At 73.7% G+C, this 13,986-nt stretch carries 10 protein-coding genes, 1 pseudogene and 1 CRISPR repeat array; of the genes and pseudogenes, 7 read left to right on the top strand and 4 right to left on the bottom strand.

Going from position 1 to position 13,986, the window contains the following annotated elements; genetic code table 11:
- Positions 1–293: 293 nt before the first annotated feature.
- Both ACFVUH_RS25895 and ACFVUH_RS25890 read left to right on the top strand, forming a co-directional pair.
- The gene (locus ACFVUH_RS25895; RefSeq protein WP_387915572.1) at positions 294–632 is read left to right on the top strand and encodes a hypothetical protein; all 339 of its coding nucleotides are present in this window, start codon (positions 294–296) and stop codon (positions 630–632) included.
- A pseudogene (locus ACFVUH_RS25890) lies at positions 616–876 on the top strand (hypothetical protein); the annotation flags it as partial. The gene ACFVUH_RS25895 and the pseudogene ACFVUH_RS25890, both read left to right, overlap by 17 nt.
- Here the strand turns inward: ACFVUH_RS25890 and ACFVUH_RS25885 are convergent.
- Positions 863–1,132 (bottom strand): ATP-binding protein, encoded by a 270-nt coding sequence (locus ACFVUH_RS25885; RefSeq protein WP_387915571.1) that lies wholly within the window; start codon positions 1,130–1,132, stop codon positions 863–865. The pseudogene ACFVUH_RS25890 and the gene ACFVUH_RS25885 sit on opposite strands and share 14 nt — an antisense overlap.
- Positions 1,133–1,824: 692 nt before the next feature.
- Between ACFVUH_RS25885 and ACFVUH_RS25880 the strand changes: the two genes are divergently transcribed.
- On the top strand, positions 1,825–2,088 hold the full coding sequence (locus ACFVUH_RS25880) for a hypothetical protein (protein ID WP_387915570.1): 264 nt from the start codon (positions 1,825–1,827) through the stop codon (positions 2,086–2,088).
- A gap of 315 nt (positions 2,089–2,403) precedes the next feature.
- A CRISPR array of direct repeats spans positions 2,404–3,104; the repeat unit is 28 nt; unit sequence CTGCTCCCCGCGCGTGCGGGGATGGTCC.
- A 329-nt stretch (positions 3,105–3,433) separates the two neighbouring features.
- Here ACFVUH_RS25880 and ACFVUH_RS25875 read toward each other — a convergent pair.
- Complete coding sequence (locus ACFVUH_RS25875; RefSeq protein ID WP_387915569.1) at positions 3,434–4,543, bottom strand: hypothetical protein; 1,110 nt, start codon at positions 4,541–4,543, stop codon at positions 3,434–3,436.
- A 197-nt stretch (positions 4,544–4,740) separates the two neighbouring features.
- Between ACFVUH_RS25875 and ACFVUH_RS25870 the strand changes: the two genes are divergently transcribed.
- From ACFVUH_RS25870 to ACFVUH_RS25860, 3 genes are all read left to right on the top strand, one after another.
- Positions 4,741–5,592, top strand: coding sequence for a hypothetical protein (locus ACFVUH_RS25870; RefSeq protein ID WP_387915568.1), 852 nt, complete (start codon positions 4,741–4,743; stop codon positions 5,590–5,592).
- Between the two features lie 156 nt (positions 5,593–5,748).
- Positions 5,749–6,651 (top strand): hypothetical protein, encoded by a 903-nt coding sequence (locus ACFVUH_RS25865; protein WP_387915567.1) that lies wholly within the window; start codon positions 5,749–5,751, stop codon positions 6,649–6,651.
- 55 nt (positions 6,652–6,706) lie between these two features.
- Positions 6,707–9,472, top strand: coding sequence for a toxin-antitoxin system YwqK family antitoxin (locus tag ACFVUH_RS25860; protein ID WP_387915566.1), 2,766 nt, complete (start codon positions 6,707–6,709; stop codon positions 9,470–9,472).
- A gap of 69 nt (positions 9,473–9,541) precedes the next feature.
- On the opposite strand, the gene ACFVUH_RS25855 is transcribed toward ACFVUH_RS25860, so the two are convergent.
- Complete coding sequence (locus tag ACFVUH_RS25855; RefSeq protein ID WP_387915565.1) at positions 9,542–10,285, bottom strand: hypothetical protein; 744 nt, start codon at positions 10,283–10,285, stop codon at positions 9,542–9,544.
- Between the two features lie 146 nt (positions 10,286–10,431).
- Between ACFVUH_RS25855 and ACFVUH_RS25850 the strand changes: the two genes are divergently transcribed.
- The gene (locus ACFVUH_RS25850) at positions 10,432–12,000 is read left to right on the top strand and encodes an oxidoreductase (RefSeq protein WP_387915564.1); all 1,569 of its coding nucleotides are present in this window, start codon (positions 10,432–10,434) and stop codon (positions 11,998–12,000) included.
- 289 nt (positions 12,001–12,289) lie between these two features.
- Here the strand turns inward: ACFVUH_RS25850 and pgm are convergent, their stop codons facing one another.
- Positions 12,290–13,945, bottom strand: a complete 1,656-nt coding sequence (gene pgm / locus ACFVUH_RS25845; protein ID WP_387915563.1) for a phosphoglucomutase (alpha-D-glucose-1,6-bisphosphate-dependent) — start codon at positions 13,943–13,945, stop codon at positions 12,290–12,292.
- Positions 13,946–13,986: the final 41 nt, after the last annotated feature.

The raw sequence follows: 13,986 nt of genomic DNA, 5'->3' as shown, positions 1-13,986 counted from the left end.
CAGCCGAGTACTTATACGTCCCCAACGGGAACTCCTGTTCTCCGGATCATCACGATCCAAGTGTCCAGGGTGTCCACGTTCCGGGGGAAACCTCCTATCGGGCCTTCGGGACTCTTCATGATGGATATGGGGGAACTCTATCCGGATGCGCCGAGACCCGGCCGGTGATTGCCAGGCCAAGGGCTGTCCCGTAACTGCTGGTCGAGTTGCTGAGGGACAGGCCGGGCGGCGACCAGTCGGCCGCGCCCGATATTCGCGCGACTCCAGCCAGACGGCTGTGGCAGCCTGCGGGCATGCCGGAGCTGCGAGAACATGCGGGTCGTCACTACGCCGTCCAGTTCCACTACGCCTTGCCCGACGACGCCTGGTGCGTGGAGCTGAGCGAGGCCGTCCCGGCGCCGGCCTCGTGGGCCGAGATCCCCAACACCGTTCCCCACCTCCCTGGAGCCGCCTTCCTCGTGGCGGTGATTCCCGACGAGGATCCGGATCTGGAGCCGACCGTCCACATCCACAGCCACGACGAGCACATCATCCCGTACGAGATCATGCGCTGGTTCATGGAGCAGGTGGCCGGGCAGGTGGAGCGGTGCCGGGCCGCACTGGCGCAAGAGGACCCTGAAGCGGTGGGATGATTTTTCCGCGGCTGGTGTGATCACGGCGCCGCAGCCGTCCTGGATAGCTCCGTTCACCGGGCTGGGATCACGCGACTTCCAGAAGCTGATCACGATGCTCCGCCCCGAGGGAGCCGACACGGTGCGCCGGGGCCGCACCAACCTGATGCTGCGGCAGCTCGCGCCGCTCGTCGGGGTGTCCAAATCGGCGGCCGACCGCATCATCGACCACATCGGCCCACTGCTAGCGCTCAGGCCGCGGCAACACAGGTCACACCCAAGTCGAGTACGTCTTCGCCCGGATGAAGACCTGGAAGATCCTCCGCGACCTTGTCGATAATGATCAGTTTGTAGCGAAGGATCTTCTTCACCTCGGCGTCGAGGCACGCAGCCTGCCGAACTGTCTGAAGGCAGTTGATCCCATTGTCGGCGGTGTCGAACAGGACCGAGTAGCGGGCGTGTGCGGCCTTGACTCCCAGTCCGATGGCCAGGTGGATTCTTGGCGATCCCGGGCGGGCCAAGCAAGACCACGTTCTCCGCCTGCGCGACGAACGTACCGGTCGTCAGATGTGCCAGGACGTCGCGCCGCAGCGACGACAGGTGGTCGAGGCTGGAGCTTCTTGACCTGCGGGAAGTGGGCGGTGTGGATCCGCATCATGGTGCCCTTGAACACCGGTCGGCGACCTGCCGCTGCGGCAGAGCTGCCAGATGCTCCTCGTGGGACCGTCCGGACGGACAGCAACAAAAGCAGCCATCTCGGCGCGGCCCCGGGGCCCGGTCGCCTCCCAGGAGTACACAGACCGCTTCACCAACGCGGATCGGACCAGACCGGTAAGCGGGCGAACGGTGGCGCGCCCTTGCCGCCTTGACACCGAACGACGGTGCGGCGCGATGGAGCCGGTCCTCAATCCGGCGGGCGGGTCGACCTCGGCAGCCCGACCCCGTGGCCCGGCGGTTGCAATCCGGCGGAGCACCACGATCGCCCTCCGTTTCTTCGGCCCTGTAAGTGTTCACCGTCACGGTGTTCGACCTCCCGTCGCCGACAGAGCGTCGGCGCACCGTGATGGCGGGCAGACCGTCCCGGCGCGGCCGCGCCCGCCGGGACGGCCCGCGCGGGCGCGGACCAGGCGCGCCGGGCGCGCGCCAGCTTCTCTTCCATCGGCCACCCGGCCGTGGGCCGGAACCGGTCGGGTGACCGACCGGTTGCACTCGCGTGAACCACGTCCGCCGCGCCGTTCGCGGTACCGCACTTTTCGTCACCCGTATCTGCTCCGCCGTCGAGCGCTTCGACGGCCGCGCCGACGCCGCCCTGCGGGCTCGGCTGCGCCCGCTGGTCACACGCCTGGCCGGTCTGGTGCAACGGATGGCCGCCGCCAACTGCAGCGACGCCCTCACGCGTCACCTCCCCTGCCGCACCGCCCGCGAGCGCACCCCCGACCACTCCGCAGCCACCGGCTCCTCGTCGCTCGACGACTGACCGCCGACGAGGTCTCGGCTCATCCGAGGGCGCAGCCGCTTCCGAGGGTCGACAGAGGTCGCCCGCCGACCGGTCACGCCCTCCGTCACCCGCTTCCCAGTTGGCGGCTCCGCATGCCTGCTTACGGCGCCCTCCGCACCCGGCGGCCTCACGGAAAATCACATCAACCCGACACAACCACCGGCCGCGTTCACCCATCCCTGGATAGAGTTCTGACGCACCCACCACAAAGCATCCCGAAGGCCCGAAATGCCCGATTCCCAACAAGTTGCAGAATCCCGCCCCACTCCCGCATAGACCCGCAGCTCACGAACTCTGCTCCCCGCGCGTGCGGGGATGGTCCCACCATGAGCGCGCACAAGCGCCGTTACCCCGACTGCTCCCCGCGCGTGCGGGGATGGTCCCGGCAAGTGGAAGGCCGAGGAGAAGACCGTCCCGCTGCTCCCCGCGCGTGCGGGGATGGTCCTTTGCCGGAAAAAGAGGGCCGATGGAGCTTCGACTGCTCCCCGCGCGTGCGGGGATGGTCCCGACCAGCAGAGGCGTCAGCTGCACCACTACCCCTGCTCCCCGCGCGTGCGGGGATGGTCCCCTTCTCGGCGGTCGTGTAGTAGCTCGGCTCAGCTGCTCCCCGCGCGTGCGGGGATGGTCCGGGCAGGGTGAACAGCAGGGCCGCGCCGAGCAGCTGCTCCCCGCGCGTGCGGGGATGGTCCCTTGGTCATACTGATGTCTCCTCACACTGTGGCCTGCTCCCCGCGCGTGCGGGGATGGTCCCCCGAGGGAGTGGCGGGTGCGGGCCTTGGCGTGCTGCTCCCCGCGCGTGCGGGGATGGTCCCCCGGAGGCGGACGGCTGGTCGGCGGACGTGATCTGCTCCCCGCGCGTGCGGGGATGGTCCCTACGCGCTCCCCGGTGAGAACCAATTTCTCGGCTGCTCCCCGCGCGTGCGGGGATGGTCCCGTCGCCGCCGAGCGCCGGATCGACCCGGTCGACTGCTCCCCGCGCGTGCGGGGATGGGCCTGGGGAGATCACGGGAGAGGAATCCGCCCGACCAACCATGCCAATGACATGGGTGGGCGGGATGCGGTTCGGGTTGGTCGATGGGTGGTAGGTGCTGGCGTCAGTCGAAGGGAGACCAGTGTTGTCGCGCGTCGGTGTGGGCGCGGGTTCCGCTCACAGCGGGTGTTCAGGCGGCGGTGGGACCGGTCAGGGGAGGTGGTCATCGTTCCGGCCGTTGGCACCAGCGGGGATGGCCGTGCGTTCGTTGACGGTCGGCAGCTTGGAGTGGCTCCAGGGGCGAGAGGTCGATGATGTGGCCAGCGGCGGGCGGCGGGTCGAGGTACCTGGTCGTCACTCAACGCACAGCACGCGGCGGGCCTCTTCCTCGTCCGCGCTCTCGACGGCGACGGTGCCCGCCGCCCGCAGCGTGAGGTGGGCGAAATGGGGTGCGAGGTCGGCCGCGCCCGCCGCCGGTATCGCGAGGTCGCGGACCGTCAGGGCTTCGAGCTGCGGCAGCAGCGGGGACTGGGCGAGGGCTGCGAGCACGTCGGAGGACGGGGCGTCGAACTCAACCCCGCCGAGGTCGAGGTTCCTGAGCTTGGGGTACCACCGCGCCGCGTCCGCGAGGGCGTCCAGTTGGTCCACGGAACACGCGACCCCGAAGACGTCGGTCTCCTGCTCCAGTTCCAGGGATGTCAGCTCGGGGAGCCGCCCCGGCAGGAAGAGCGAACCGTCGGAGATCACGGCGCCCCGGGTCCGCAGCCGGGTCAGGCCCTCGTGGTCCACCGACGAGAACAGGAACGCTCCCTCCAGTTCCAGGGTGCGCAGCGCCGGCAACGCCTCCCAGATCTCCGTCCGTACCAGCCCCTCGCCGTGGTGCTCCATCGGGTCGATGCGGCTGCCGGCCGACCCCTCGCCGTCCTCGAAGAGGTGCTCGAAGCCGTAGCCGAACGACAGCCGCTCCAGCCTGGGCCGCACCGAGCCGGCGAGCGCGGACGCGACCCGTCCGGCGGAGTGGTGGTAGTCGGTCAGCCGGAGGTCGAGCGCCCGCAGCCGGCGGCTCGCGGAGTGGGCGAGCAGGGCGCCGGCCAGCACGCCCTCCCACTGCTCGGGGTCGTCCACGTCGACGTCCACCGAGTCGACGTCCACCGGATGCCACGTCAGGAGGCGTTCCACCAGCTCCCGACGCCCCGACCGTCCGCCCGGCGCCAACCGGAAGGACGCCTCGTCGAGGAAGCCCCGCGACCAGCTGAACTGCCACGACCCGTCCGCCCGCAGCGCGTCCAGCCCCAGGTGCCGCTCCACCTCCGCATAGGCCTCGGCCGACCGGTCGCCGCCCCCGCACTCCAGCCGGATCGCCTCACCCCGAGGATCCCCCGCCGCCGTCAACCGCTCCGCGTACGCGAGCCACGCGGCCACGTCCTCGGTCTCCGGAACGTCCGTCATATCGAACAACTGCACACCGTGCTCCCGATCTTGCTCGCGACGCCGGGGAGGGTCGGACGCACCGTGCGTCACCCGCACCCTAGACGCCGCCAGGCTGCGACGACCGGTTGGTGGGAGAGTCTGTCGGCCGGGATCCGCGAGCAGGTCGACGGCCCATCGCGCCCGGCGTGCCGCACCCGCGCCGGAGCGGGGCGGGCCCGTACGGTCGGCGCATGCTCTTCGGCCTGCTGGCGGCGCTGGCCGCCGCCCTGCTCACCGGGTCCGCCACCGTGCTCCAGGCGGTCGGGGCCCGTCGGGCCGCGGCCGGGCAGCGGCCCGGCGGGGCCGCCGCGTTGGCGGGGGCGTTCCGGCAGTGGCCCTTCCTCGCCGGGGTGGGGATGGACATGCTCGGGTTCGGCGCCGAACTCCTCGCGCTGGCCCGGCTGCCGCTGTACGAGGTGGAGGCGGTGCTCGCCTCGGCGCTCGCGGTGACCGCCGTCGGTGCGGCCCGGGTGCTGGACGTGCGGCTGCGGCGCAGCGAGTGGGTCGGGGTGGCGTCGGTGTGCGCCGGGCTCTGCGTGCTCGCGGTCAGCGCCGGGCGCGACGGCCCCGGCCACGGCACCCCGGCGCTGCGGCTCGGTACGCTGATCTGCTCGGTGCTGCTGATCGGCGCGGGCTGGGCGGCGGTACGGCTCGGCGGGAGTCGGCGGGCACCGCTGCTGGGGCTGGTCGCCGGCCTGCAGTTCGGTGTGGTCGGTGTCGCCGTGCGGGTGCTGCCGGACGCCCGGTTCCCGGACCTGCTGACCGAACCGGCCGCCTACGCCGTCGCGTTCGCCGGGCTGGGCGGGTTCGCGGCGCTGACCTGGGCGATGCAGAACGGGTCGGTCACGGCGGCGACGGCGGCCATGGTGCTCGGTGAGACGGTGGGCCCGGCCGTCGTCGGCGTGCTGTTGCTCGGCGACCACACCCGCCACGACCTCGAACCGCTCGCCGTCCTCGGCTTCGCGGCGGCGGTGTTCGGGGCGCTCACCCTGGCCCGCTTCGGGGACGCCGAACAGCCCGCCACCGCCGGGGCGGCGACCTGACGGCGTTACGGCGGACGCGCCGCGCCGGTCACGGGCCGGGCGGACGGGCCGCGCCCGGTCACGGGGCGGTTGCGGTCCCGGCGGCAGCGGTTGTTCCGGCGGGTGGCCGGGTACCCCCGGGGCGGGGCGGGGCCCACCGGGACGGAGGGGACGACGATGGCGCTCCACTGCGAACTGTGCGGCAGCCGCACCGACGGCGCCGAGCGGCTCGGCCGCTACTGCCCGGGCGAGTACTGCGGCACCGATCTGCGGGCCGGACCGGACGCGGGTGTGCGGGCCTGGTGCGAACCGCCGCGCCGGTTCGGGACCGCCGGCGGCACGGTCCTCCTGGACCTGCTCGTGCACAACGCCGGGCCGCAGCCGACCGGTTTCCGGATCGACCCCGTCGAACCCGTCCGGGGGCGGCTGGACTTCGACCGGCGGGCCGTCGAGGAGCCGCTGCCCTCCAGCGCTACCCGCCGGATCGAACTGCGGTACACGGTGCCGTTCGACCTGGTCGGGCTGGGCCCGGACATCGCCTCCCGGTTCGGTGTCCCCGGGGCCGGTGCGGCGGGGCAGGTGCAGGGCACGCCGCACGCGCGGGTCGGGGTGGCGCTGCGGGTCTCCGCGCTCCCGGAGCGCCTGGGCGCGGCCTGCGCGGCGTTCGCGGTGGACGTGCCGGAGCGGCCCGCGCCGCCCGGGCGACCCGCGCACCCCGAGCGCACCGGCGCCGCTGCCACCGGACGCGCGCGGGCCGGGACCGGGAGCAGGAGCAACACCGGGGAGCCCCACGGCGAGCAGCCGCCCGGCCGACGGACCGGCGGCTGCGGGGCCCTCGCCCTCGCCGTGCTGGTGGCGGTCGTCTCCGGACTCGTCGCGCTCGTCCTGCTCCTCGGCGAACGCCCCGGAACGGCCTCGCCCCGCCCGGACGCCGCAGCGGTCGGCCCACGGGCCGCCGCTCCCGCGAGGACGCCCGGGATCGTCGACGCCCACCGGCTTGTGACACATCGTCAACTCCACCGAGGGCACCCCAGGATGCGACATGTCGGTGGAAGGTGCTTCCATACGGGCCATGTCTGACGATCTGCATGTCGATGGTGCCGGGGCCCACCCCGGGGAGATACCGGGAGGCCCGGTGGCCGGGACCGCGGACTCCGCGGCCGACCGGCCCGCGTGCGTCCCCCCGGAGGCCGAGTACCTCGAGGAGTGGGAGCTCTACGAGGGCGGCCCGAAGTGGCCGGCGTGGGCGGTCGGAGAGCGTGACGGCGACGCGCTCACCGGCCGGTGGCAGCTGTGGCGCCCCGACGGGACGCCGCTGGAGGAGAGCAACTGGCGTGACGGCAGGCGCCACGGCACGATGCTGCGCTACCACGACGACGGCACCCTGGCCGTCCGTGCCGAGCACCGCGACGGCGTGCCGGTCACGGTCACCGGCCACCGCTGCGACCTCCCGAGCCGCGACCCGTTCTCGTTCGACGACCTGGACCCGGTCCTCCGAACCGTGGTCCAGGAGTACGACGAGCAGGGCACGCGGATCCGTCAGGCCTGCTTCGCCGCCGACGGCACCGAGGTGACCAACGAGGGCGGGCCGGTGCCGGAGCGTCCGGCCGGTGTGCCGGAGCCCGCCACCTTCTGGCCGGACGGCGAGTGGTCGGCTCCCCGCTGGCGGCAGGACGGCGTCCTCGAAGGCGTGGCCCGGCACTGGACGGGGGACGGCACGGCGGACCGGCTCGTCTACAACCGCGACGGCCGGGAGGTCGCCCGCTTCCCCCGGGGCGACGCCAAGACCTCCCCGCTGATCGAGGCCGCCCGCGACGGCGACGCCGCGTCGGTCGCGCTGTGCCTGGAGGCGGGACTCGGCGCCTCCCCGGGCGCGGCCCGGCACGCCGCCTTCGAGGGCCTGCCGGAGCTGGCGTTGCGGCTGCTGCGGTCGGAGCCGCCCGAGGCCGGGCAACTGGCCGAGGTGCGGACCCCGCCCGCGGTGCCGTCCACCGGCGTGCCCGAGGACGCGGCGTGGGTGGCGGGCCTGCTCGCGTTCGTCGACGGCGCCGTCGACGGGACGACCGGGGCCGCGGTCGGGACGTGGCGACTGTGGGAGCAGGCGTGGGAGAGCACCTCCGACACGGAGGGGCCGAGCTACTACAAACCCGACAGCTTCTACCACGGCTACGAGGAGGCCGACTTCGCCGACGGCCGACAGGTGGAGCGCAGGAAGTACCTGAACGCCAGCACCCCGTACCGGCTGAAGCGCTACCGGCCGGACGGCGCAACGCTGTTGGATCGCGAGTACAAGGACGGGGTGCCCCGGCGGGAGCAGGAGTGGCCCGCCGACGGCAGCATCGTCCAGCGCCGGTTCCACGCCGACGGCGCCCTCCGCGCCGAACGCACCGAGCGGGACGGCGTGCTCGTCACCGAGCGCTGGTACGGAGCCGACGGCACCCGGGCGGCGGACGTCATGCCCACCGACGTCACGGTCGACGGGGCGGCGGTCGAACTGTGGCGCGCCGTGGACGCCGGCGGGGCGGTCATCGCCGAGGGGTACGTCGAGCCCGGCATCCGTGGCGGCCCGGTCGGGGACTGGCGCGTGTTCGACACCGACACCGGTACCGACGGCACCCGCACCCGCGCCCGCACCGAGCTGGGCACCGTGACGTTCGAGGGCCTCGACCTCGCCCGCGACGAGGACCTCGGCACGGCCGCCCGCGCCCTCCACACCTGGCGCGCGGCGCCCGTGCCGAGCGAGCTGCACGGCGTCGAGGAGGTGCCGTGGGAAGGTCTCGAAACCTTCTACGGCGACCCGGAGGACGTGCCGTTCCTGCTCAAGGGCCTGGCCGTCGGCGACCCGGAGGCCTTCTACCTGGCTCTGGGCGAGCTGTCCGACCTGCTGCTGCACCAGCACACCATCACGGTGGCCACCGGTCCGGCGTTCCGGTACATGGCGGCGCTGGCCGACCGCGTCGACGATGCCGGACCCCGGACCGCGCTGCTGGAGTTCCTGACCGACATCGCGACGCGCGACGGCAGCCTCGGAGCCGCCCGGGAACTCAAGCGCATCCTCGCCGATCTTCCCGCCGACGACACCGACCCGGACGAGCACTTCGCCGACCACGGCGCCGAGTCCGCCTACCACGAGGTCTACACCGTGCTCGCCGACACGGTCCCGACCTGGACCGGCCAGGCCGCCCACGAGGACGCCGGGATCCGTCGCCTCGCCGTCGTCCTGCTCGCCGCGGCGCCGGGAGACGCGGCGGCGAAGGCCCTGCACGGGCGCCTCACCGTCGAACCCGAATCCCGGATCCGCGCGGAGATCCTGCTCGGCCTGGCCCTGCACGAGGCGGGCCCCGACACCCTGCGGGCACTGGAGCGGCACCTCGCCGACGACGATCCGCTGCTCCGCTTCTGTGCCGCCCTGACCTGGGTGCGCACCCACCGCTCCCCCGCCCGTCCCGGCGCCGGGCCCCTCGTCGAGGCGCTCCGCGGCGATCTGGACGCCGCCGGCTTCGCCGACCTGTACCTCGGCTCGGGCGACCCGGCCACCGACGCGGCCACCGCCCTGGCGCTCCTGCCGTCCGAGCAGGCCGAACCCCTGCTGGCCGAGCTGTGCGCCGTGCTGGACGAGGTCAACGCCATCGACGCCGTCTCCGTCGCCAACGCCCTGCTCGACATCGTCTTCCCGACCGAGGCCTACGACGACGGCGAGCCGCTCACGGACGCGCAGCGCACCGTGATCCGGGCGATCGCCGACAGCACCGGGGCCTGGGAGTTCAAGCCCAACCTGTGCGAGGTGCTGGACGTCAACGGCCTGCCGCGCGAGGCCGGCGAGCTGCGGACCCTCGCCGACACCGCGCCCGCAGCCACGCCCGACGCCGCGCCCGGCGCGGAACCGGACGAGGCGCCGTAGAGCGGGTCCGAGCGCCTGTCCCGGGTGCGGCCCCGCACCCGGGACAGGCGGCGGGCCGCACCGGGGCCGTCACCTCATCCGCCAGGCGCCCGTGATCCAGAAGACCGCGAACCCGGTCCACAGGATCATGAAGCCCCAGAGCAGCAGGGGTCCGCCGAACAGCGCCATGGAGCCGAGCATTCCGACCCCGACGGCCACGAAGAGCCAGCCGAAGTTGGGGAAGGCGATCAGGCCCGAGAGCCGCCCGCTCACCGCTCCCCACGCGCCCGCCGCCAGGATCAGGCAGCCCAGCGCGATCCACATCAGGACCCCGCTCTCCGAGGAGGGCGCGTAGGAGTGCGTGTGGCCGCGCACCTTCAGTGCCACCACCTCGTCGCGCCACAGCCGGACCTCGGCGGGGTCTCCCGCGCGGACCTCGTCGTACGTCGCCGACGAGACGTCCAGCCAGGCGATCCGGCCGGGCCACTCGACCTTCACCTCGTGGTACGGCGTGCACGAGGTACCGCCCACGCCACCACCGATCTCCGCACCGCCCGCGCCGCCGCCGTTGGAGGTGCAGTGCTCGCCCTGCCGACGGTCGAGCACCGTGACCGCCCGGCGCCCCACGCACTCCTCCCCGTCGTTCCCCTCCCCCTCCTGGTTCCCGACCTCGCAGGCCGACGCGGCCCGGTACACCATGGTTGCCCGGTACCCTTCGGCGACCTCCTGACCGCAGAGAAGGACTCCCCACCCGGCCGCGAGGACGACCAGTCCGCGCAGCCAGCCGGGCAGCCGCCCGTAGTACCAACCCCGCCCGTACCCCCAGCTGTTCACCCCGTGGTGATTCCCCTCCAGCGAAGCCCCCATGCGGCGCGCGCGGAGGGTCGGGTCCTCCCCTCCGCGGCCCGGAGCCGCGACTGCGGACGCGGTCGGTCGCCCTACTAGGCTGCCTCCGCGGATGATCACACCGAGGGGGCGGAATGCTGACGTACCAGGACCTGACCGGACCGGAACGGCGGGTGTGGGACGCCTGCGCCACGGGCGCGGCGGTGGACCTGCGCAGCGGCGACCCGGCCGCGGACGATCCGGTCGGCGGCGCGGCCTGGGGCGAGGCACGCACGGTGCGCGCCGAGGCGATCACGACCGCCCTGCTCGGCAGCGCCGGACCGGTCGGCCCGGTCCGGACGCTGTACCTGATCGGCGCCCGCGTCGCCGGGCGCCTCGACCTGCGCGGACTGGCGGCGGCCGGCGAACTCCGCCTCGAGAACTGCTACTTCGAGGAGGAGGTGGTACTGCGGGACGCGACGCTGCGCTCCACCAGCCTGAGCGGCTGCCGGATACCCGGGCTGGACGGATGGCTGCTGAAGGTCGACGGCAACCTCTTCTTCGAGAACTCGGTCCTCGACGGGCGGCTGACCCTCACCCGGGCCCAGATCACCGGCGAACTGCGGCTCAGCGGCGCCCGGCTCACCGCCACCGAACTGCTCGGCGCCGACGGCACGGACAGCGCGGACGGTGCGGACGGTGCCGATGGCGCGGTCCCGGTCCCGGACCCGGCGCGTGCCCCGGGCGTCTGGGCGCTCTGGGCGGGCGGCCTGGTGATGGACGGCGGCTGCTTCGCCCGCGGCGGGTTCCACGCCCGCGGCGGCCTGCGGCTGGTCGGCGCCCGGTTCAACGGCGGGCTGTTCATGGAGCGGGCCCGGATCGACAACCACGGCGGCGACGCGTTCACCGGCGACGACCTCACCGCCTCCACCCTCGTCCTCGCCCGCGGCTTCACCGCCAACGGCTCGATCCGCCTCCCGGGCGCGGCGATCCGCAGCAGGCTCTCGCTCGACGCCGCCGTGCTGGACGGCTGCGGCGCGGTGGCCCTGGACGGAAACCGACTGACCGCCGGCGACCTCCGGCTCACCCCGGCCGCCCTCCCGATCGGCACGGTCGACCTCCAGGACGCGCAGACCGTCGTCCTGCACGACAACGAGCACAGCTGGCCGGCCGACACCCGCCTGGACGGCTTCACCTACGCCTCCCTCCAGACCTCCACCCCCGCCCCCGAACCCGTCGCCCGCCGGCTGGCCTGGCTGGCCGCGCTCCCCGGCTACTCCCCCCAGCCCTACGAGCAACTCGCCGCCTGGTACCGGAGGATCGGCCACGACGACGACGCCCGGCGGGTGCTCCTCGCGAAGCAACGCCGTCGCCGCCGCACCCTGGGCGCACCCGGCCGGCTCTGGGGCCGCCTGCTGGACGCCACCGTCGGCTACGGCTACCGCCCCTGGCAGGCCGGGCTGTGGCTGGCCTGCCTCGCGCTGCTCGGCACCCTGGTCTTCCGCCACGGCACGCCCCACGAGGTCAAGGCCGGCGAGAGCGTCCCGTTCAGCCCGCTCGTCTACACCCTCGACCTGCTGATCCCCATCGGCGGCCTCGGCCAGCGCACCGCCTGGTACTGGACCGGGGCCCAGCAGTGGTTCGGCTACTCCCTCATCGCCCTCGGCTGGCTGCTCACGACGGCGGTCCTGGCCGGCATCAGCCGTACGCTGAACCGTAGTTGACCCGTTGCCGACCCGTCGCGGGACCGGGGTCGACCCATGGCCGACCCATGGCCGCCAGCCGACGGGCAGCCCCCGTACGGGGTCTGCCGGGCTCCCGGACAATGCCTCGCGGGCGCCCGGCACCCGGTGCTGCCCATGGGAATTCCGTAACCATCGCCGCGCGGGCGCGTTGAGCTCGGCCGGCCGCGGGCCGGGTCGCCGGCGGCCGGAGACCGTCCCCGCCCGAACACCGGGCCGCGGCCCCGGCGGGTCACCCACCGGGGCCGCGGCCGTCGCGGTGCTGCGCGGATCAGCCGTTCGCCGGACCGGCGGCGAGCACGCCGTTGACCAGGGTGCGCGCCTCCTCCTGGACCCGGGCGAGGTGCTCGGGGCCGTGGAAGGACTCGGCGTAGATCTTGTACACGTCCTCGGTGCCGGACGGACGGGCGGCGAACCAGGCGTTCTCGGTGCACACCTTGATGCCGCCGATGGCCGCGCCGTTGCCCGGGGCCTCGGTGAGCACGGCGGTGACCGGCTCGCCGGCGAGGTCACCGGCCGTGACCTGCTCGGCCGACAGGCGGGACAGCAGCGCCTTCTGCTCCCGGTCCGCCGGGGCGTCGACGCGGGCGTAGGAGGGGGCGCCGAAGCGGTCGGTGAGGTCGCGGTAGTACTCGCTCGGGGTGCGGCCGGTCACGGCGGTGATCTCGGCGGCGAGCAGGGCGAGCAGGATGCCGTCCTTGTCCGTGGTCCACACCCCGCCGTCACGGCGCAGGAACGACGCGCCGGCCGACTCCTCGCCGCCGAAGGCGATCGAGCCCTCCAGCAGGCCGTCGACGAACCACTTGAAGCCGACCGGCACCTCGACCAGTTCGCGCTTGAGGTCGGCGGCGACCCGGTCGAGCATCGAGGAGGAGACCAGCGTCTTGCCGACGGCCGCGTCCACCGGCCACTCGGCGCGGTGGCGGTAGAGGTAGTCGACGGCGACCGCCAGGTAGTGGTTGGGGTTCATCAGACCGCCGTCCGGGGTGACGATGCCGTGCCGGTCGGCGTCGGCGTCGTTGCCGGTGGCGATGGCGTACTCGTCGCGGCGGGCGATCAGCGAGGCCATCGCGGCGGGCGAGGAGCAGTCCATCCGGATCTTGCCGTCCCAGTCCAGCGTCATGAAGCGCCAGGTCGGGTCGGTGGCCGGGTTGACCACGGTCAGGTCGAGGCGGTGGGTCTCGGCGATCCGGCCCCAGTAGGCGACGGACGCGCCGCCCAGCGGGTCGGCGCCGATCCGCAGGCCGGCAGCGCGGACCGCGTCCAGGTCGAGGACGGAGACGAGGTCCTCGGTGTAGGCGGTGAGGTAGTCGTGGCGGCCGGTGGTGGCGGCGGCCAGGGCGCGCGCGTACGGGACCCGCTTGACGCCGCGCAGGCCCTCGCGGATCAGGGCGTTGGCACGGTCCTGGATCCAGCCGGTGGCCTCCGAGCCGGCCGGGCCGCCGCTCGGCGGGTTGTACTTGAAGCCGCCGTCGCGGGGCGGGTTGTGCGAGGGGGTGACGACGATGCCGTCCGCGAGCGACTGCGGGCTGCGCCGGTTGTGGGTCAGGATCGCGTGCGACACGGCGGGGGTCGGGGTGTAGCCGTCGGCGCTGTCCAGCAGGACGGTCACGCCGTTCGCCGCCAGCACCTCGACCGCGGTGGCCCGGGCGGGCTCGGACAGCGCGTGGGTGTCGGCGCCGAGGAACAGCGGGCCGGTGATGCCCTGGGCCGCGCGGTACTCGCAGATCGCCTGGGTGGTGGCGGCGATGTGGTCCTCGTTGAACGCCGCGTCCAGCGAGGAACCGCGGTGGCCCGAGGTACCGAACGCGACCCGCTGGCCCGGCTCCTCCGGGTCCGGGTGCAGCGTGTAGTACGCCGTCACCAGCCGCGCCACGTCCACCAGGTCGCCCGGCTGCGCCGGCTGCCCGGCCCGTGCGTGTGCCATCGTCTACTCCCACTGGATTTCTCGCCGTGCGCCGGACCGCG

Origin of the sequence: Kitasatospora sp. NPDC058032 (assembly GCF_042885845.1) — a bacterium.
GTDB lineage: Bacteria > Actinomycetota > Actinomycetes > Streptomycetales > Streptomycetaceae > Kitasatospora.
This window is presented reverse-complemented; position numbering and strand designations above follow the sequence as displayed.

What these genes read in the sequence shown, in the direction of transcription:
- ACFVUH_RS25895 (WP_387915572.1), top strand. Translation starts at nt 294, where the DNA reads ATGCCGGAGCTGCGAGAACATGCGGGTCGTCACTACGCCGTCCAGTTC.
- ACFVUH_RS25870 (WP_387915568.1), top strand. Translation starts at nt 4,741, where the DNA reads ATGCTCTTCGGCCTGCTGGCGGCGCTGGCCGCCGCCCTGCTCACCGGG.
- ACFVUH_RS25865 (WP_387915567.1), top strand. Translation starts at nt 5,749, where the DNA reads ATGGCGCTCCACTGCGAACTGTGCGGCAGCCGCACCGACGGCGCCGAG.
- ACFVUH_RS25850 (WP_387915564.1), top strand. Translation starts at nt 10,432, where the DNA reads ATGCTGACGTACCAGGACCTGACCGGACCGGAACGGCGGGTGTGGGAC.
- pgm (WP_387915563.1), bottom strand. Translation starts at nt 13,945, where the DNA reads ATGGCACACGCACGGGCCGGGCAGCCGGCGCAGCCGGGCGACCTGGTG.